The 19,123-nt window shown below is 74.0% G+C and carries 12 protein-coding genes and 1 pseudogene; 6 read left to right on the top strand and 7 right to left on the bottom strand.

The features are described from left to right. Positions 1 to 987: 987 nt before the first annotated feature. From gltB to SYYSPA8_RS29825, 3 genes are all read left to right on the top strand, one after another. Positions 988 to 5,610 carry a glutamate synthase large subunit gene (gene gltB / locus SYYSPA8_RS29815; protein WP_323450498.1) on the top strand — a complete coding sequence of 1,541 codons (4,623 nt, stop codon included), beginning with the start codon at positions 988 to 990 and terminating at the stop codon, positions 5,608 to 5,610. Continuing rightward, on the top strand, positions 5,603 to 7,063 hold the full coding sequence (locus SYYSPA8_RS29820; RefSeq protein WP_323450499.1) for a glutamate synthase subunit beta: 1,461 nt from the start codon (positions 5,603 to 5,605) through the stop codon (positions 7,061 to 7,063). Before gltB ends, SYYSPA8_RS29820 begins: the two co-directional genes overlap by 8 nt. Positions 7,064 to 7,538: 475 nt before the next feature. Continuing rightward, on the top strand, positions 7,539 to 8,072 hold the full coding sequence (locus SYYSPA8_RS29825) for a pyridoxamine 5'-phosphate oxidase family protein (protein ID WP_323450500.1): 534 nt from the start codon (positions 7,539 to 7,541) through the stop codon (positions 8,070 to 8,072). Between the two features lie 59 nt (positions 8,073 to 8,131). On the opposite strand, the gene SYYSPA8_RS29830 is transcribed toward SYYSPA8_RS29825, so the two are convergent. Beyond that, a complete protein-coding gene (locus tag SYYSPA8_RS29830) occupies positions 8,132 to 9,172 on the bottom strand; it encodes an acyl-CoA dehydrogenase family protein (RefSeq protein ID WP_323450501.1) in 1,041 nt (346 codons plus the stop codon). Continuing rightward, entirely contained in the window at positions 9,172 to 10,311 is a 1,140-nt protein-coding gene (locus SYYSPA8_RS29835) for an acyl-CoA dehydrogenase family protein (protein ID WP_323450502.1), read from the bottom strand. The genes SYYSPA8_RS29830 and SYYSPA8_RS29835 overlap by 1 nt, the downstream gene beginning before the upstream one ends. A gap of 95 nt (positions 10,312 to 10,406) precedes the next feature. Between SYYSPA8_RS29835 and SYYSPA8_RS29840 the strand changes: the two genes are divergently transcribed. The 3 genes from SYYSPA8_RS29840 (at position 10,407) to SYYSPA8_RS29850 (ending at position 13,139) form a co-directional block, all read left to right on the top strand. Continuing rightward, entirely contained in the window at positions 10,407 to 11,231 is an 825-nt protein-coding gene (locus SYYSPA8_RS29840) for an SDR family oxidoreductase (RefSeq protein WP_323450696.1), read from the top strand. 58 nt (positions 11,232 to 11,289) lie between these two features. After that, positions 11,290 to 11,904, top strand: coding sequence for a TetR/AcrR family transcriptional regulator (locus SYYSPA8_RS29845; protein WP_323450503.1), 615 nt, complete (start codon positions 11,290 to 11,292; stop codon positions 11,902 to 11,904). A gap of 77 nt (positions 11,905 to 11,981) precedes the next feature. Next, positions 11,982 to 13,139: an acetyl-CoA C-acetyltransferase gene (locus tag SYYSPA8_RS29850; RefSeq protein ID WP_323450504.1), complete on the top strand. Its 1,158-nt coding sequence runs from the start codon at positions 11,982 to 11,984 to the stop codon at positions 13,137 to 13,139. A gap of 72 nt (positions 13,140 to 13,211) precedes the next feature. Here SYYSPA8_RS29850 and SYYSPA8_RS29855 read toward each other — a convergent pair whose 3' ends face one another. The 5 genes and pseudogenes from SYYSPA8_RS29855 to SYYSPA8_RS29875 form a co-directional block, all read right to left on the bottom strand. After that, positions 13,212 to 14,072, bottom strand: a complete 861-nt coding sequence (locus SYYSPA8_RS29855) for an SCO6745 family protein (protein ID WP_323450505.1) — start codon at positions 14,070 to 14,072, stop codon at positions 13,212 to 13,214. 231 nt (positions 14,073 to 14,303) lie between these two features. Further along, positions 14,304 to 15,398: an NAD(P)H-dependent flavin oxidoreductase gene (locus tag SYYSPA8_RS29860; protein WP_323450506.1), complete on the bottom strand. Its 1,095-nt coding sequence runs from the start codon at positions 15,396 to 15,398 to the stop codon at positions 14,304 to 14,306. 20 nt (positions 15,399 to 15,418) lie between these two features. After that, positions 15,419 to 16,204, bottom strand: a complete 786-nt coding sequence (locus tag SYYSPA8_RS29865) for a CoA-transferase subunit beta (RefSeq protein ID WP_323450507.1) — start codon at positions 16,202 to 16,204, stop codon at positions 15,419 to 15,421. Further along, positions 16,201 to 17,028 (bottom strand): CoA transferase subunit A, encoded by an 828-nt coding sequence (locus SYYSPA8_RS29870; protein WP_407706119.1) that lies wholly within the window; start codon positions 17,026 to 17,028, stop codon positions 16,201 to 16,203. The genes SYYSPA8_RS29865 and SYYSPA8_RS29870 overlap by 4 nt, the downstream gene beginning before the upstream one ends. A 1,265-nt stretch (positions 17,029 to 18,293) precedes the next feature. Continuing rightward, positions 18,294 to 19,076: pseudogene (locus SYYSPA8_RS29875) on the bottom strand (enoyl-CoA hydratase family protein); the annotation flags it as partial. Positions 19,077 to 19,123: the final 47 nt, after the last annotated feature.

Here is a 19,123-nt window from a genome sequence, read left to right on the forward strand (position 1 = left end):
GTTCGGGGACTGGTCCCCGACGAGGGCCCGCACACTGCGGGGTGTTTCGCCTGTGCGGCGGGGCAGGGTCCTGGTCCGTCCTCAAGCGCCGGACCGGCTGGATGTGCTCGGGTCGTCGTCGGCGAGGCTGAGTTTTCCGGGTTGCCGCAGGGGCGGACAGGTTCCCGGGCACATGGCATGTGCGGCCCCTCGTCGGGGGCCAGCCCCCGAACCTCCGCGCCTCAAACGCCGGCGGGGCTAGATTTTGTGCGGGTCGACCCGGCCCCGGGTGGTGGTGCGGGTTGGCGGGGCCTCCGGGCTCACCTCCTCGGGGTCGGCGAGCGTACTCACGAGGTTGTGTGCGGGGCGGGCTCCGCCGATCCCCTGCGGGGGCGACCCTGCACCCCCGCCCACGGACCACGCGAGGCCGGACCATACCCCCGGCGGGGGGGAAGAAGGGTGCGGGACCCCGTACCGACGCGGGCGGGCCACCGGGACCCCGGACGAGCGCAAGGAATCCGTACCGACGCGGGTCGGGCAGCGCGAGGCCACCCTCGCGCAGGTGCGGGCCACGCGGCCCCGGACCCCGGACGATCGCACCCCGCCCGCATCGACGCGGGCCCCGCAGCGCGAGGCCGCCCCCGCCCGGGCGAGGGCTCCGCGCGCGGGAGGTGCAGGGGGCGCACCCGGATCGGGGCCCCATAACGCGCCCGGAGGTGAGAGACTATGCAGAGGGGCGCAAAGGTAGCCGTAAGTCGCCGGTTTCGAGGGCGCGAGCACGGGGCATGAGCCGAAGGCGCCGCGGGCAATGAAGCCCGCTCTGCGAAGATCCTGTGGATCCCATTCTGTTCGACGGCCGCCACGCACTGTCACCCAAGGTGTCCGCATACTGGAATGACTAATCCGCTTCCCGAGATTGTCCCCATCATGTAATCTGCACGAAATTTCCGCGGAGGGCCAACGTCGTCCCTCGGCAATCACCATGCCACGACGACGACGGGAGAGCCGATGCGTGCCGACGCCTGGTCGCCCATGGACGGTCGCCCCGCCCCCCAGGGGATGTACGACCCCCGCAACGAACACGATGCCTGCGGCGTCGGGTTCGTGGCCACCCTGACCGGTGTTGCCAGCCATGAGCTGGTGGAACAGGCGCTGACCGTGCTGCGCAACCTGGAGCACCGGGGTGCCACCGGCTCCGAGCCCGACTCGGGTGACGGGGCGGGAATCCTGCTCCAGGTCCCGGACGCGTTCCTGCGCGCGGTCAGCGGTCTGGAGCTGCCCGGGGCGGGCGCCTACGCGGTCGGTATCGCGTTCCTCCCGGAGGAGGGCACGGACGACGCCGTCTCACGGATCGAGACGATCGCGGAGGGCGAGGGCCTGCGGGTCATCGGCTGGCGCGAGGTCCCGGTCACGCCCGATCTGCTCGGCAACGGCGCCCGCGCCACCATGCCGGTTTTCCGCCAGCTCTTCGTGGCCGACGCAAGCACGGACGGGAGCACGGACGGAGGCGCGGACGGAAGCGCCGACGGCCGCACGGACGGGACGCCCGCCACCGGTATCGACCTCGACCGCAAGGCCTTCGTCCTGCGCAAGCGCGCCGAGCGCGAGGCCGGCGTCTACTTCCCGTCGCTCTCCGCCCGTACCGTCGTGTACAAGGGCATGCTGACCACCGGCCAGCTGGAGCCCTTCTTCCCGGACCTCTCCGACCGCCGGTTCGCCACCGCCGTCGCCCTGGTCCACTCGCGGTTCTCGACGAACACGTTCCCGAGCTGGCCGCTGGCCCACCCGTACCGCTTCGTCGCCCACAACGGTGAGATCAACACCGTCAAGGGCAACCGCAACTGGATGCGGGCCCGGGAGTCGCAGCTGCTCACCGACGCCTTCGGAGCCGGCGAGCTGGACCGGATCTTCCCCGTCTGCACCCCCGACGCCTCCGACTCCGCCTCCTTCGACGAGGTCCTGGAGCTGCTGCACCTCGGTGGCCGTTCGCTGCCGCACTCGGTGCTGATGATGGTCCCCGAGGCGTGGGAGAACCACGACTCGATGGACCCGGCCCGGCGGGCCTTCTACCAGTACCACTCCACGATGATGGAGCCCTGGGACGGCCCCGCCTGCGTCACCTTCACCGACGGTGTCCAGGTCGGCGCGGTCCTGGACCGCAACGGTCTGCGTCCGGGTCGCTACTGGGTCACCGACGACGGCCTGGTCGTCCTCTCGTCCGAGGTCGGCGTGCTCGACATCGACCCCGCCAAGGTGGTCCGCAAGGGCCGGCTCCAGCCGGGCCGGATGTTCCTCGTCGACACCGCCGAGCACCGGATCATCGAGGACGACGAGATCAAGGCCGGGCTGGCCGCCGAGCACCCCTACCAGGAGTGGCTGGAAGCCGGGACGATCCAGCTGGAGGACCTGCCCGAGCGGGAGCACATCGTGCACACCCACGCCTCGGTCACCCGCCGCCAGCAGACCTTCGGTTACACGGAGGAGGAGCTGCGTGTCATCCTCGCGCCGATGGCGAGGACCGGCGGCGAGCCCCTCGGCTCCATGGGAACCGACTCCCCGATCGCGGCGATCTCCGAGCGCCCCCGGCTGCTCTTCGACTACTTCACCCAGCTGTTCGCGCAGGTCACCAACCCTCCGCTGGACGCGATCCGGGAGGAGCTCGTCACCTCCCTGCGCTCGTCGCTGGGCCCGCAGGGCAACCTCCTGGAGCCCACCGCGGCCTCCTGCCGCAGTGTGACCCTCCCCTTCCCGGTGATCGACAACGATGAGCTGGCCAAGCTCATCCACATCAACGCCGACGGCGACATGCCCGGGATGAAGGCGGTCACGCTCTCCGGCCTCTACCGGGTCAGCGGCGGCGGCGACGCCCTCGCCGACCGGATCGACGCCATCTGCGCCGAGGCCGACGCGGCCATCGAGGACGGCGCCCGGCTGATCGTGCTCTCCGACCGCCACTCGGACGCCGAGCACGCCCCGATCCCCTCCCTGCTCCTCACCTCGGCCGTCCACCACCACCTCATCCGCACCAAGCAGCGCACCCAGGTGGGGCTGCTGGTCGAGGCGGGCGACGTCCGCGAGGTCCACCATGTCGCGCTGCTGATCGGCTACGGCGCGGCCGCCGTCAACCCGTACCTGGCGATGGAGTCCGTCGAGGACCTGGTCCGCGCCGGAACGTTCATCCAGGACATCGAGTCCGAGCAGGCCCTGCGGAACCTGATCTACGCCCTCGGCAAGGGCGTCCTGAAGGTCATGTCCAAGATGGGCATCTCCACCGTCGCCTCCTACCGCGGCGCGCAGGTCTTCGAGGCCATCGGCCTGGCCGAGGGCTTCGTGGAGAAGTACTTCAACGGCACCACCAGCAAGATCGGCGGCGCGGACCTCGCGATCGTCGCCGGCGAGGTCGCGGCCCGCCACGCCAAGGCGTACCCGGTCTCCGGGATCGCCCCGGCGCACCGCGCGCTGGACATCGGCGGCGAGTACCAGTGGCGCCGCGAGGGCGAGCCCCACCTCTTTGACCCGGAGACGGTCTTCCGCCTCCAGCACTCCACCCGCAGCCGCCGCTACGACGTCTTCAAGCAGTACACGGACCGGGTGAACGAGCAGTCCGAGCGGCTGATGACGCTCCGTGGCCTCTTCGGCTTCCGCTCCGAGCGGGACGCGATCCCGCTGGACGAGGTCGAGCCCGCCTCCGAGATCGTCAAGCGGTTCTCCACCGGCGCCATGTCGTACGGCTCGATCTCCCGCGAGGCCCACGAGACGCTGGCCATCGCCATGAACCGGCTGGGCGGCAAGTCCAACACCGGCGAGGGCGGCGAGGACCCGGAGCGCCTGTACGACCCGGAGCGCCGCTCCAGCATCAAGCAGGTCGCGTCCGGCCGCTTCGGTGTCACCAGCGAGTACCTGGTCAACGCCGACGACATCCAGATCAAGATGGCGCAGGGCGCCAAGCCCGGCGAGGGCGGCCAGCTGCCCGGCCACAAGGTCTACCCCTGGGTGGCGAAGACCCGGCACTCCACCCCCGGCGTGGGCCTGATCTCCCCGCCGCCGCACCACGACATCTACTCCATCGAGGATCTCGCCCAGCTGATCCACGATCTGAAGAACGCCAACCCGAAGGCCCGGATCCACGTCAAGCTGGTCTCCGAGGTCGGCGTCGGCACGGTCGCCGCGGGCGTCTCCAAGGCCCACGCCGACGTGGTCCTGATCTCCGGCCACGACGGCGGCACCGGCGCCTCCCCGCTCACCTCGCTGAAGCACGCGGGCGGCCCCTGGGAGCTGGGCCTCGCCGAGACCCAGCAGACCCTGCTCCTCAACGGGCTGCGGGACCGGATCGTCGTCCAGACCGACGGCCAGCTCAAGACCGGCCGCGATGTCGTGATCGCCGCCCTGCTGGGCGCCGAGGAGTTCGGCTTCGCCACCGCGCCGCTCGTCGTCTCCGGCTGCGTCATGATGCGCGTCTGCCACCTCGACACCTGCCCGGTCGGCATCGCCACCCAGAACCCGGTGCTGCGCGACCGCTTCTCCGGCAAGGCCGAGTACGTCGTCAACTTCTTCGAGTTCATCGCCGAGGAGGTCCGCGAACTCCTCGCCGAGCTGGGCTTCCGCACGCTGGAGGAGGCCGTCGGCCACGCGGAGCTGCTCGACACCGAGCGGGCCGAGCGCCACTACAAGGCCCAGGGCCTGGACCTCGCCCCCCTCTTCCATGTGCCCGAGCTGCCCCGGGGCGCGGTCCGCCACGCCCTGATCGAGCAGGACCACGGCCTGGCCAAGGCGCTCGACAACGAGCTGATCGAGCTGGCCGCCGACGCGCTCGCCGCCGAGTCGGCCGAGAGCGCCCGGCCGGTCCGCGCCCAGGTCCCGATCCGCAACATCAACCGCACGGTCGGCACCATGCTCGGCTACGAGGTGACCCGGAAGTTCGGCGGCGCCGGACTGCCCGACGACACCGTCGACATCACCTTCACCGGCTCGGCCGGCCAGTCCTTCGGCGCCTTCGTGCCGCGCGGAGTCACCCTCCGGCTGGAGGGCGACGCCAACGACTACGTCGGCAAGGGCCTCTCCGGCGGCCGGGTGATCGTCCGCCCGGACCGCGCGGCCGACCACCTCGCCGAGTACTCCACCATCGCGGGCAACACCATCGCGTACGGCGCCACCGGCGGCGAGATCTTCCTGCGCGGCCGCACCGGCGAGCGGTTCTGCGTCCGCAACTCCGGCGCCACCGTGGTCTCGGAAGGCGTGGGCGACCACGGCTGCGAGTACATGACCGGCGGCCACGCCGTCGTCCTCGGCGAGACCGGACGGAACTTCGCGGCCGGCATGTCCGGCGGTGTCGCCTACGTCGTCGACCTCGACCGGGACAACGTCAACTCCGGCAACCTGGCCGCCGTCGAGTCCCTGACCGACACCGACCGGCAGTGGCTGCACGACGTCGTGCGCCGCCACCACGAGGAGACGGGCTCCACCGTCGCGGAGAAGCTGCTCGCCGACTGGCCCGCCGCCGCCGAGCGCTTCAGCAAGATCATCCCGACCACCTACAAGGCAGTGCTCGCCGCCAAGGACGCCGCTGAGCTGGCCGGTCTCTCCGAGCAGGAGACCACCGAGAAGATGATGGAGGCGGCGATCAATGGCTGACCCCAAGGGCTTCCTGACCACCGGGCGCGAGGTCGCCAAGACCCGCCCGTGCGGCGAGCGCGTCAAGGACTGGAACGAGGTCTACGTCCCCGGCTCCCTGCTGCCGATCATCAGCAAGCAGGCCGGCCGCTGCATGGACTGCGGCATCCCGTTCTGCCACAACGGCTGTCCGCTGGGGAACCTCATCCCCGAGTGGAACGACTACGCCTACCGCGAGGACTGGTCCGCCGCCTCCGAGCGGCTGCACGCCACCAACAACTTCCCGGAGTTCACCGGGCGGCTCTGCCCCGCGCCCTGCGAGTCGGCGTGCGTGCTCGGCATCAACCAGCCCGCCGTCACCATCAAGAACGTCGAGGTCTCCATCATCGACCAGGCGTGGGAGGCCGGGGACGTCACCCCGCAGCCCCCGGACCGCCTGTCCGGCAAGACCGTCGCCGTCATCGGCTCGGGCCCGGCCGGGCTCGCCGCCGCCCAGCAGCTCACCCGCGCCGGCCACACGGTCGCCGTCTACGAGCGCGCCGACCGCATCGGCGGACTGCTGCGCTACGGCATCCCCGAGTTCAAGATGGAGAAGGTGCACATCAACCGCCGCATCGAGCAGATGCGCGCGGAGGGCACCAAGTTCCGTACGGAGGTGGAGATCGGCCGGGACATCGACGCGGCCCAGCTGCGCCGCCGGTACGACGCGGTCGTCATCGCCGCCGGTGCCACCGTCTCCCGCGATCTGCCGGTCCCGGGCCGGGAGCTGAACGGCATCCACTTCGCCATGGAGTACCTGCCGCTCGCCAACAAGGTCCAGGAGGGCGACTTCATCGCCCCGCCGCTCACCGCCGAGGGCAAGCACGTCGTCGTCATCGGCGGCGGCGACACCGGAGCCGACTGCGTGGGCACGGCCCACCGGCAGGGCGCCGTCTCCGTCACCCAGCTGGAGATCATGCCCCGGCCGGGCGAGGAGCGGAACGCGAACCAGCCCTGGCCCACCTTCCCCATGCTCTACAAGGTGACCTCCGCGCACGAGGAGGGCGGCGAGCGGGTCTACTCCGTCTCCACCACCCGCTTCGAGGGCGACGAGGACGGCAACGTCCAGGCCCTGCACCTGGTCGAGGTCGAGTTCAAGGACGGCAAGCTGGAGCAGAAGCCGGGCACCGAGCGCCGGATCCCGGCCCAGCTGGTCACCCTCGCCATGGGCTTCACCGGCACGGACCGCTCCAACGGCCTGGTCGAGCAGTTCGGCCTGGAGCTGGACGCGCGCGGGAACGTCGCCCGCGACGACGACTACGCCACCAACGTCGACGGCGTGTACGTCGCCGGTGACGCCGGCCGGGGCCAGTCCCTGATCGTCTGGGCCATCGCCGAGGGCCGCTCGGCCGCCCGCGCGGTGGACCGCTTCCTCACCGGAGCCAGCGATCTGCCGGCCCCGATCCGCCCGACCGACCGTGCACTGACAGTCTGACAGTCTGACTGTCTGACCGACAGCGTACTGACCGCTTGACCGCTTGACCGCGTCGCGCGGCCGGCCGGACCCCCGGCCCGCCGCGCGCGCCCAGACGTCCCGTACAACGGCGTACGGAACTGGGTACGGCGCCTGCTGCGTCCCCGACCGGACCCGGGCAGGCGCCGTACCGCTGTCCCGTGCTGTTCCTGTCGATACGGGTACGGGGTCACACGCCGGCCCGCCGGGCCGGCGCCTTCGGGGTGCCGCCCGTGCCGCCCGTGCCGTCCACCGGGGCCACTCCCGCCGCGGGGCCCGGCCGCAGCAGCCGGTGGCGGCCTCGCCCCGCCGCTCCCTCCAGCACAGCACGTACTCACGGGGAGGGGAACCGGGCCGGCCGCCACCACCCGGCGGGACCGCAACGTATGAAGGCCCGTGCGGAAGGCCGCCGGAAATTCCGACAGAAGGTGGCTGCTTTTCGCGGTGGGATGGACCCATGAGCACGAACCCCGCCCCCGCCTCCGTATCCGTGACCACCGGGACCCCCGCCCGCTCCTGGGCCGCCTTCGCGCGCGCCGAGCCCGCGCTCGCGACCGCCGTCCGTGACCGGTTCGCCCGCCACCGCCACCATGTGCTCGCCACCCTCCGCAAGGACGGCTCGCCGAGGGTGAGCGGTCTGGAAGTGGACTTCCGCGACGGAGAGCTGTGGCTCGGGATGATGCCCGGCTCCCTCAAGGCCCGTGACCTGCTCCGGGATCCCCGTCTCGCCGTCCACGCCAACCCCGGGGACGACGAGTCCCTGGCGGACGGCCTCCCGGAGAGCGGCGATGTCAAGATCTCCGGCCGGGCGGTGGAGGTGACCGATCCGGCGGTGCTGGAGGCGTACGCGGCCGCCGTCGCCCACCCGCTGCCCTTCCACCTCTTCCGGGTGGAGCTGACCGACGTGGTCCGCACCCGGGTCGAGGGCGACCGGCTGATCGTCGGCCGGTGGCAGCCGGGGGAGCCGGTGGTGACCCGGAGCCGCGCCTGAGGCCCTGGCCGGCCGCGCCCGGGACACCGGCCGGCCCGGGTCGTACGGGGGCCGGCCGGTCACCCCGCCGAGCCGGGCGCTTCGGCCCGGTCGGCCGCGTACGCGTCGAGCACCACCCCCCGGCACACCGACGGCGTCCCCCACGCGTCCCGCAACGGCCGCGCCTTGCGCAGCCACAGCGCGAGATCCAGCTCCTCCGTGTACCCGATCGCGCCGTGCGCCTGGAGGGCCGCCCGCGCGGCGGCGTACGCGGCCTCGCCCGCCGCCGTCTTCGCCGCCGCGATGTCGCCCCGCGCCCCCGTGACGGCCGCCCCGAACACCAGCGGACGGGCGAACTCCAGCCCGATCAGGACATCCGCGAGCCGGTGCCGTACCGCCTGGAACGAGCCGACGGGCCGGCCGAACTGGCGGCGCTGACGCACATACGCCACCGTCCGCTCCAGCAGCGCGAGACCCACCCCGAGCGACTGCGCGGCGGTCAGCAGCCGGGCCAGCTCCCCGGCGCGGGCCGCCGCCCGCACCACCCCCGGCCCCGAGGCGAGGAGCGCGCCCCCGGCGGCAGGCCGCGCCCGCCGCCGTACCGGATCGGCGGAGATCCGCAGCGGACCGTGCCCGGGGGCCGCCCGCAGCACCCCGGAGCCCGGGCCCGCCTCCTCCACCACCAGTACCGTTTCGGACACGTCCGGATCCAGCGCGTACCCGCTCCCGCCCGGCAGCACCAGCGTGACCGGCGCACCGGACGACACCCCCGCCACCAGCCGCCCGACCGCCTCCCCGACGGCCGTACCGGTGCCGGTGGCGGCGCCGGTGAGCAGGGTGCCCGCCGCCGCCGTCTCCACCACCGGCCCCGGCACCGCGTACCGCCCCAGCTCCACGAACGCCGTCACCAGCTCCACCGGCAGCACACCCGCCCCGCCGTGCTCCTCCGGTACCGCGAGCGCGAAGAGCCCCGTGGCCGCCAGCCGTTCCAGCAGCGCACGGCCCGGCGCCGGGTCCCCGGCCGCCCAGGCGCGCGCCACGGCCGGTACCCGCGCCGCCGTCAGCAGCTCCGCCAGCGTCCGCCCGAACGCCGTCTGTTCCTCCGTCGGCAGAAAACGCATCAGCGGCGGTCCCTCTCCAGGCCGAGCAGCCGCTCGGCGACGATGTCCCGCTGGATCTCGTTGGTCCCGGCGTAGATCGGACCCGCCAGCGCGAAGACGTACCCCTCCGCCCACGCCGTGTCGGCGAACTCGGCCCCCTCGCCCAGCAGATCGAGCGCCGTCTCGTGGAGGGCGATGTCGTACTCCGACCAGAAGACCTTGTTCAGACTGGACCGGCCGGCCGGAGCCCCGCCCTCCGCCACCCGGGCCGCCTCCGCCCACGCGAACAGCTCGTACGCCCGCGCCCCGGCGACCGCGTCCGCGACCCGGTCCCGTACCCCGGCGGGCGAGCCGGCCGCCCGCCACGCCGCCACCAGCCGCCGCGCCGCCGCCCGGTACCGCCCCGGGGCGCGGAGCATCAGCCCCCGCTCGTGCCCCGTGGTGGACATCGCGATCCGCCACCCCCGGCCCGGCTCCCCGATCACGTCCGCGTCCGGTACGAAGACCCGGTCCAGGGAGAGTTCGGCGAACGCGGGCCGCCCGTCGAGCCGCCCGATCGGCCGGACCGTCACCCCCGGCGCGGCCAGGTCGAACATCAGATACGTCAGCCCCTGGTGCGGCTTCGGCGCCGCCGGGTCCGTACGGAAGATCCCGAACGCGCGGTCGGCGAAGGCGGCCCGCGACGACCAGGTCTTCACCCCGCTGAGCAGCCAGCCGCCCGGCGCGCGCACCGCCCGCGAGCGCAGCGCGGCGAGGTCCGAACCGGCCTCCGGCTCCGACCACGCCTGCGCCCAGACGACCTCGCCGCGCGCCATCGGCGGCAGCACCCGGGCCCGTTGCTCCGCCGTCCCGTGCTCGAAGAGGGTGGGCGCGAGCAGGGTGATCCCGTTCTGCGAAACCCGGCCGGGGGCGCGCGCCGCCCAGTACTCCTCCTCGAAGAGCAGCCGGCGGACGAGCCCGGCGCCCCGTCCCCCGTACTCCCCGGGCCAGGACACGGCCGACCAGCGGTCCGCCGCCAGCTCCGCCTCCCAGGCCCGGTGGGCCGCGAACCCCTCCCGGGTCTCCAGTGACGGCAGCGGCTCGGAGGGCACATGCCGGGCCAGCCACTCCCGGGCCGCGTCCCGGAAGGCCAGGTCGCCGGGGGAGAGGTCCAGATCCATGGGTACGCCCATCCTTCCCTAACAAGTGTTTGGTAGGTTAGCGTGGGGCCGTGACGGACGACAGGGCCACGACGGGCGGGGACGGGGCCGGGGGCGTGAGCGGCGCAGGCACGGGAAGCGGCGCGGATCCGTACGACCGCACGGCGGCCCGGCCCGTACCGGGACACGGACTGCTCATCGGACGGACCGCCGCGATCACCGCCGCCGCCGGATCGGGCATCGGCGGCGCGACCGCCCGCAGATTCCTCCAGGAGGGCGCCCGGGTCCTCGTCGGCGACGTCCACGAGCGCCGCCTGAGCGCCACCGGCCGGGCGCTGGCCGCCGAGTTCGGCGCCGACCGGGTCCGCTCCCAGCCCTGCGACGTCACCGACGAGGAGCAGGTACGGGCCTTCTTCGCCCGGGCGGCGGCCGAACACGGCGGGCTCGACATCGTCGTCAACAACGCCGGCCTCGGCGGCACCGCGACGCTGGTCGAGATGGCGGACGAGCAGTGGCACCGGATCCTCGACACCACCCTCACCGGCACCTTCCGCTGCGTCCGCGCCGCCCTGCGCGCCTTCAGGGAGAGCGGCCGGGGCGGGGTGGTCGTCAACAACTCCTCCGTCGCCGGCTGGCGCGCCCAGGCCGGCCAGGCCCACTACGCCGCCGCCAAGGCCGGGGTCATGGCCCTGACCCGGTGCGCGGCCGTCGAGGCGGCCGCGTACGGGGTACGGGTCAACGCGGTCGCGCCCAGCCTCGCCATGCACCCCCACCTGGTGAAGGTGACCTCAGCCGAACTCCTCGCCGACCTGACCGCCCGCGAGGCGTACGGCCGGTACGCGGAGCCGTGGGAAGTGGCCAACACCATCGTCTTCCTGGCGAGCGACTACTCCTCGTACCTCACGGGCGAAGTGGTCTCCGTCAGCAGCCGGCACCCGTAGAACAGGCCGACATGTCCGGCGGTCATCCGCACCCCCGCGACAGGCGGAGAATGGTGCCGTGCCACAACGAAAGACCCAGCCCCAGCGGGCGTCCGCCCCCGGGCGCCGCCGTGAACTGCTCTCCCTCGCCGCCGAGGTGTTCGCCGCCCACGGCTACGACGCGACCACCGTCCGCCGGATCGCCGACGAGGCGGGCATGCTCGCCGGCAGCCTCTACTACCACTTCGACTCCAAGGAGTCGATGCTGGACGAGATCCTCTCCACCTTCCTCGACGAGCTGTGGGAGGGGTACGACACCGTGCTCGCCGCCGGGCTCGGCCCCCGGGAGACCATCGAGGCGCTGGTCACGGAGTCCTTCCGGGAGATCGACCGGCACCGTGCCGCCGTCGCCATCTACCAGAAGGAATCCCGGCAGCTCGCCGCCCAGCCCCGGTTCCGCTATCTCACCGTCTCCCAGGAGCGGTTCGAGCGCGCCTGGCTCGGCACGCTGGAACGCGGGGTGGCCGACGGGTGTTTCCGGGCCGACCTCGACGTCCGGCTCGCCTACCGGTTCGTCCGCGACACCGTGTGGGTGGCCGCCTCCTGGTACCGGCCCGGCGGCGGCCACACCCCGGAGGAGATCGCCCGCCAGTACCTGTCGATGGTGCTGGACGGGATCGCCGTACGGGCCTGAGGGCGCCCGCCCGGGTCCGGCACTCCCCTTCCCCGGAACGGGTGACGGACCCGGTCCGGCCGACCCGAGGAGGCCTCATGGGTGAGGCGTACATCGTCGAAGCGGTCCGCACCCCGGTGGGCAGACGGCGGGGCGGGCTCGCCGCCGTCCACCCCGCCGACCTGGGCGCGCATGTGCTCACCGCGCTCCTGGAACGCTCCGGCGCCGACCCGGCCGCCGTGGACGACGTGATCATGGGCTGTGTGGACGCCGTGGGGCCGCAGTCCGGGAACATCGCGCGGACGGCGTGGCTGGCCGCCGGGCTGCCCGAGGAGGTGCCCGGCGTCACCGTCGACCGGCAGTGCGGATCGTCCCAGCAGGCCGTCCACTTCGCCGCGCAGGCGGTGCTCTCCGGCACCCAGGACCTGGTGGTCGCGGGCGGGGTGCAGAACATGTCCCAGATCCCCATCGCCTTCGCCGCCCTGGGCGCCACCGAACCCCTGGGGCTGACCGACGGCCCCTTCGCGGGCAGTACGGGCTGGCGCGCCCGCTACGGCGACGCGCCGGTGGACCAGTTCCACGGCGCCGAGCGGATCGCGGCCGAGTGGGGCATCACCCGGCGCGACCAGGAGGAATTCGCGCTGACCTCGCACCGGCGGGCCGTCCGCGCCCTGGACGGCGGGCGCTTCGCGCGGGAGACGGTCCCATACGGGGAGGTCACCGCCGACGAAGGGCCGCGCCGGGACACCGACCTGGAACGGATGGCGGCGCTCCCCCCGGTGCTGCCGGGCGGGACCATCACGGCGGCCTGCTCCTCGCAGATATCCGACGGCGCGGCCGCGCTGCTGATCGCGGGCGAACGGGCGGTCCGGGACCACGGGCTCACCCCGCGGGCCCGGATCCACCATCTGTCGGTCCGGGGGGAGGACCCGCTGCGGATGCTCTCCGCCCCGATCCCGGCCACCGCCCACGCCCTGCGGAGGACCGGACTGAAACCGGCCGACCTCGATCTGGTCGAGATCAACGAGGCGTTCGCGCCGGTGGTCCTGGCCTGGCTGAAGGAGACCGGCACGGATCCGGAACGGGTGAACGTCAACGGCGGCGCCATCGCCCTCGGCCATCCGCTGGGGGCGACGGGCGCCCGGCTGATGACGACGCTGGTGCACGAACTGGAGCGGGTGGGCGGCCGGTTCGGGCTCCAGACGATGTGCGAGGGCGGCGGCCAGGCCAATGTCACCATCGTCGAACGCCTCTGACGCCTCTGACGCCTCTGACGCCTCTGACGCCTCTGGGTCTCTGACGCCGGGTGCCGGGCCCGGTCGGCGGGATCAGACGCCGGAGCGCTCCGGCAGCCCGATCGGGTTGGGGAAGCGGAGGGTCCGTGCCACCGTCCGCGCCAGCGGCTCCAGCGCCCGGTGCAGCCGCCCGGTGTCCACCCCCGCCCAGGGCCGGGCCGCCGCCCGGTCCGTCCCCTCCTCGATCTCCGTGAGCAGCGCGCGGCCCGCGTCCGTCGCCTTCCCCTCCGGGGTGAGCAGCCCCCGCTCGGCCAGCCGCTCCACCGAGGCGTCCCACTCCTCGTCGCTCCACCCCCGGTAGGGCTGGAGTTCACTGCGCGGCAGGTCGATGCCGACCCGCAGGGCCAGGATCTCGCAGCCGTCGAGATCGGCCGCCACCTGCGCCGCGACATGGCCGTCCCCCCGGTGCTCGCGCAGCACCGTGGCCGTGTGCCAGAGCAGGTCCAGCGGGTCCTTCGGGACTTCCAGGGCCGCGTTGGCGGCGGCCAGCGGGCGGCCGGTGAGGTCGGCCGCCTCCGCCGCCTCCGCGAGCAGCCCGGCGGCCTCCGCCACCCGCTCCTCCTGGTCCCCGAGGAGCCGGGCCAGCGCCGCGCGGGCCCCCGCCCTGCGCACCTCCAGGGTCTGCCCGGGGGTGACGACGTCCCAGACCGCGGGCAGGGACTGGGCCACCATCGACGGCGCGAACGAGCAGAAGGCCGCGGCGACCGGCCGGGGCCCCGTCACGCCCAGCGGAGCGGACCGCCCGGCGAAGTAGCCGCGCCAGAAGCCGCGCAGACCGGCGTCCTCGAAGGCCGTCACGGCCTCGGGCGAGAAGTAGGTGACGGCGTGGACCGGCTCGAACAGCGTCCACAGCTCACGAGGGGTGACTGCCGTGGTGTCAGCGGTAGTTGTCATGACTGGCATTGTGCCGAAATCAGTGATCAGGGAAACACCTTCGGTCACAGCGGCGGGAATACGGTGGCAATACGAAGGAGAAGGCCGCCTTCATGGACAAAAGGGGGACCGACAAGGACAGAAGGTTGCCGGGAACGCGCGCTGGGGCGATCCCACGGTCGCCTGGCTGCGGACGTCGTACGCACCGGGCCCGGCGATCGCCGCCCCTCCGGCTGTGCCCTCCCGCCGGGGTCATTCCGCGCCGGCTCCACCTGCTCCCGCGTCATCCGCTCCGTCCGCCCGGCGGCCCGGCAGTCCCGCCGTCACCCGCTCCGCCTCCGCCATGATCGACGCGATCAGCTCGGCACAGCTCGGCAGATCCTCGATCACGCCCGCCACCTGCCCGGAGGCCATCACCCCGAGGTCGGCGCGCCCCTCCACCATCGCGGCCCGCAGCAGCATCGGCGTATTGGCCGCCAGCAGCACCTGACCCCAGCTCAGCTCCCCGCCCCGGCGCAGCGCCCGCCCCTCGCGCAGCAGCGCGGGCCACGAACGGCCCGACAGCCGGCGGAAGGCGGCCGCGTGCCGCAGCGACCGGAGCAGGGTGCGGGCGGGGCCCTGTCCCTCCAGCGAGCGGACCAGCGGGGTACGGAGCATCCGGTGCGGCACTCCGTCCACGGCCGTCGTGACCGTCACATCCCGGACACCGGCGGCCAGATATCGCGCCTTCACGGCGTCGGGGACCGTCGAGTCCGACGTGAGCAGGAAGCGGGTGCCCATGGCGACGCCGGCGGCGCCCAGCGCGAGGGCCGCGACCAGTCCCCGGCCGTCCCGGAAGCCCCCGGCGGCGATCACGGGGAGCGGTACGGCGTCCACCACCTGGGGCAGCAGGACGGTCGTCGCGACCTCGCCGGTGTGACCGCCGCCCTCGGCGCCCTGCACGATGACGGCGTCGGCGCCCCATGCGGCGACCTTCTCCGCGTGCCGCCGGGCCCCGACGGTCGGGATCACCACCACGCCCGCGTCCTTCAGTTCGGCGATCAGCTCCCGGGACGGCGCCCGCGCGAACGACGCGACCCGTACGCGCTCCTCGGTCAGGACCCGCACCCGGTCGCGGGCGTCGTCGGCGTCCGCGCGGAGATTGACCCCGAAGGGGGCGTCGGTACGGGAGCGGACCTCGCGCACCGCCCGCCGCAGCTCGTCCACGGACATCGTCGCCGAGGCGAGGATGCCCAGCCCGCCCGCGCGGGCGGTGGCGCCGACCAGCCGGGGGCCGGCCACCCAGCCCATCCCGGTCTGGACGACGGGGTGCCGCACGCCGGTGAGCCGGGTCAGGGCCGTCTCCATCCCGCCCCCTGCCTCCCTGGTCACGGCCGGGCCCCGAGGGCGCGGTCCCGGAGCCCCTGCGGATCGATGACCCCTCTGATCAGCTCCAGCTCCCCGGCGGTGGGCTCGCGGGTGCACGGCACGTCGTCCGGGACGTCGAGGGGGAAACCGGTGGCCTCCCGGACCTGCGCCGCCGTCACCCCCGGGTGGAGCGAGAGAGTCCGCATCGCGTGGCCGGGGGTGTCGAAGTCGAAGACCCCGAGGTCGGACACGACCCGGTGGATCCGGTGGAAACGGGTGGCGCTGGGGCCCGCCGCCCGCGCGCTGTCGTAGCCCACACCGCACACCAGGTCGACGCGGGGGACGAAGACCCGCGCCGAGTGCCGGGGGATCCAGTAGCTCACCGGGTGGTTGAGGGTGTTGACGGGCGCCCCCCGCACCCCGAGCAGCTGACGGGTCGGCCGCTCCCAGTCGCCGACGCAGGAGATGTTCTGGTTGCCGTGGCGGTCGAGCTGGCTCGCGCCCATCATCACGTGCCGCCGCCCGCCGGTGACCAGCGTCAGATGACGACGGTACGGAAGCCAGCCCTCCGTCCCTCCGCCGGCGTCGAGCAGCCTGGCCTCGCCGTCCGTGAGCAGCAACTCGGGGGCGAAGGTGGCACGGGCGAGCCGCGCCCCCATGGCGGGGATCGCACCGATCGGACTCGCCAGCACCTCACCCGCGCCGCGCCAGACCTCGGCGCAGGCGACCACGCAGTACTCGGCGCGGGACACCTGCCCCGCCGGGGCGATCGTGCGCGCCGCGGCGCCGCCGGGTTCCCCGCTCATGGCCGCCCCTCCTGCCGCCAGGCCCTGACGGCCGTCCGGTAGTCGTCCTCGTCCCCCTGGAGGAAGCGCCCCGCGAACTCCTCCCAGGGTGTGGCCGCGTACATCCGCAGAAACCTCTCGTCGGTGTCGTGGTCCGGTACGCAGGAGGTGAAGTGGGCGCCGCCGGGAATCTCCGCCACGCCGGTGACGGAGTGCCGGCTGACCAGCAGCGTCTGCGGTACCGCGGCGGCGAAGTCCTCCACCAGCCGCTCGCAGGAGACGTAGGCGTCGTCCGCCGCCTCGCAGAACAGGTCGTCGAAGTACGGATCGGGGCCCAGGTACTGGGCGTTGCCCCGGCGGTCGGCGCGGTTGAGGTGCACCAGCGCCGCGTCCATCCGCAGCGCGGGCGCGGCGACGAAGACCTCGCCGTCCTCGTAGGGCGAGGTCACCGTGCGCAGCTCCGGGTTGATCCGCATGACGTCGGAGCCGATGCCGGTCCGTACCGGCAGGAAGGGCAGCCGGTTGGCGGCGGCGGTGAGCCCCCACAGGAACATCGCCTCGTCGATCTCGGTGAGCGCGAGGGTGCCGCCCTCGCGGGCCGCCCGGTAGTGCGGTTCCAGCAGTACGGAGTCCAGGGTGACGAAGGGGGTGACCAGCCGGCGGATCCGGCCGGCGGCGGCGAGGAGGCCGACGTCGGGGCCGCCGCAGGAGATCACGGTGAGATCGGTGACGGGCGACCGCAGCAGCGCCCGGACCAGCGCCATGGGTTTGCGCCGGGCACCCCAGCCGCCGATCCCGACCGTCATGCCACTGCGCAGCCGCCCGGCGACCTCGTCGGCGGTCATGGTCTTGTCCCTCACGGAGCACTCCCTTCGCCGCGGGTGTGCCTGACGGCGGGGGAGCGGCCCGCCGGGTATCCCGTCTGCTGTCCGCCGGTACGGGGGTGCTTTGCCTGGGGCGCATCGGTGCGGGGCTCGTCCGCGCGGGGGCGGTCCGTCCGGATCCCGTCGGCCCGGGGCGGGTCGTTCCCGGGCCCGTCCCGGTTGTCGCCCGCCCGGCGCTCGTTGGTGCGAGCCCGGTCCCCCGGGGGCCTGTGCCCGGGATCGTCCGAAGGGGTCCCGTTGGTAGGGGAGTGGCCTGCCCGGGTTCCGTCCGCCGGGGCCCCGTCCTGGGAGCCGTCCGCCAGGGTGCTGCTGGTGCGGGAGTCTTCCGCCTGCGGTCTCTCCGAGGTCCCGGTTGCCCGGGGCTCGGCGGTCAGGGCCCCGTCCGTCTGCTGCCCATCGGTACCGGGGTGGTCCGGCGGGGGCCGCTTGCTCCCGGGCCCGGCGCGGGAGTCGTCCACCGGGGTTTCGTCGGCCCGGGGTCGCCTCGCCTGTGAACCGTCCGTCGAAGTCCCGTCCGTCGGGGGCTCGTTGATACGGGGGCCTTCCGCCCGGGGCGTCTCCTGGTGTCCGTCGGTCCGGGGACGGTCGGTTCCGGACCCGTCCCGGTTGTCGCCCGCCCGGCGCTCGTCGGTACGAGCCCCGCCCCCCGGGGGACCGTCGCCCCGGGGCCGGTCCGTCCGGGGCCCGTCGGCCGGTGTCCCGTCCGCCGGGGGTCTGCCCTGGGAGCCGTCCGCCAGGGTGCTGCCGGCGCGGGAGTCTTCCGCCTGGGGCCCCTCCCGGGTCCCGGTTGCCCGGGGCTCGGCGGTCAGGGCCCCGTCCGTCTGCTGCCCGCCGGTAGCGGGGTGGCCCGGCGAAGGCCGTTCGCTCCTGGGCCCGGCGCGGGAGTCGTCCACCTGGGTCTCGTCGCCCCGGGGCCGGCCTGCCCGGAATCCGTCCGCCGAAGTCCCCTCTGCCGGGGGCCCGTCGGTACGCGAGCCTTCCGCCCGGGGCGTCTTTCGGGCTCCGGCTGCCCCGGGCCCGCCCACCGGGTGCCTGTGCCCGGGAGTGTCCACAGGGGTCCCGCCGGTACGGGAGTGGCCCGCCCCGGTTTCGGCCGCCGGGGGCCCGCCACGGGAGGCGTCCGCCAGGGTGCTGCCGGTGCGGGAGTCGTCCACCCGGGTCTCGCCGGCCCCGGGCCGGGCCGCCCGTGAACCGCCCGCCGGGAGCCCGCCCCCGGAACCGTCCGCCGGAGCCCCGTCGGTACGGGAACCCGCCGCCCCGGGCGGCCCCGCGCCCCCGCCGAACGTGCCCCGCACCCGCCCCGCCACCCCGCTGAGCGCCGCCTCGAAGGTGAACCCCTGCTCGAAGCGGTAGTCCCGGCGCACGTCGACGGGGTCGATGCCGTTGATCGCCGCCTTCGCCAGCCGGATCAGGGTGCCGTCCTTGCGGGCCATCTCGGACGCCAGCTCCAGCGCGGCCGCGGCCAGCGCGGCGCGCGGGACCACCCGCCAGGCCGAGCCGTACCGGTGCAGCTCCCCGGCGGTGACGGTCCGGGAGGTGTAGTAGAGCGTCCGCATCAGCTGTGGCGGGACCAGCCGGGCCAGATGGGTGGCCGCGCCCAGTGCGCCCCGGTCCAGCTCCGGCAGGCCGAAGACCGCGTCGTCGGCGGCGACGATCGCGTCCGCGCAGCCCGCCAGGCCGATCCCGCCGCCCAGGCAGAAGCCCTGGACCGCCGCGACCACGGGCACCTCGCACTCGTACACGGCGGCGAACGCCTCCGCGCAGCCCCGGTTGGCGCTCAGCAGCGCCCCGTGCCCCGGGTCCCGCTGGATCTCCTTGAGGTCCACCCCCGCGTTGAAGCCGCGCCCGGCCGCCGCCAGTACCACGCACCGGGCCGACGGGTCGCGGCCCGCCGCCCGGACCGCGTCGGCGAGCGCGTGCCAGCCGTGCGCGGGAAGGGCGTTGACGGGCGGATAGTCGGCGGTGACGAGTCGGACGCCGTCGGCCGGTGCCGTGGTGGAGACACCCATGGGCGCATCAGCTACCTTTCCACCAAACGTTTGTTAGGTGGAAGGTA

Origin of the sequence: Streptomyces yaizuensis (assembly GCF_034961445.1) — a bacterium.
Lineage (GTDB): Bacteria > Actinomycetota > Actinomycetes > Streptomycetales > Streptomycetaceae > Streptomyces > Streptomyces yaizuensis.

Excerpts from the sequence above, each read along its gene's own strand:
- SYYSPA8_RS29835 (WP_323450502.1), bottom strand. The coding sequence starts at position 10,311 with ATGGATCTGGACCTCTCCCCCGGCGACCTGGCCTTCCGGGACGCGGCC.
- SYYSPA8_RS29870 (WP_407706119.1), bottom strand. The coding sequence starts at position 17,028 with ATGACCGCCGACGAGGTCGCCGGGCGGCTGCGCAGTGGCATGACGGTC.
- SYYSPA8_RS29855 (WP_323450505.1), bottom strand. The coding sequence starts at position 14,072 with ATGACAACTACCGCTGACACCACGGCAGTCACCCCTCGTGAGCTGTGG.
- SYYSPA8_RS29860 (WP_323450506.1), bottom strand. The coding sequence starts at position 15,398 with ATGGAGACGGCCCTGACCCGGCTCACCGGCGTGCGGCACCCCGTCGTC.
- SYYSPA8_RS29820 (WP_323450499.1), top strand. The coding sequence starts at position 5,603 with ATGGCTGACCCCAAGGGCTTCCTGACCACCGGGCGCGAGGTCGCCAAG.
- gltB (WP_323450498.1), top strand. The coding sequence starts at position 988 with ATGCGTGCCGACGCCTGGTCGCCCATGGACGGTCGCCCCGCCCCCCAG.
- SYYSPA8_RS29865 (WP_323450507.1), bottom strand. The coding sequence starts at position 16,204 with ATGAGCGGGGAACCCGGCGGCGCCGCGGCGCGCACGATCGCCCCGGCG.
- SYYSPA8_RS29830 (WP_323450501.1), bottom strand. The coding sequence starts at position 9,172 with ATGCGTTTTCTGCCGACGGAGGAACAGACGGCGTTCGGGCGGACGCTG.
- SYYSPA8_RS29850 (WP_323450504.1), top strand. The coding sequence starts at position 11,982 with ATGGGTGAGGCGTACATCGTCGAAGCGGTCCGCACCCCGGTGGGCAGA.
- SYYSPA8_RS29825 (WP_323450500.1), top strand. The coding sequence starts at position 7,539 with ATGAGCACGAACCCCGCCCCCGCCTCCGTATCCGTGACCACCGGGACC.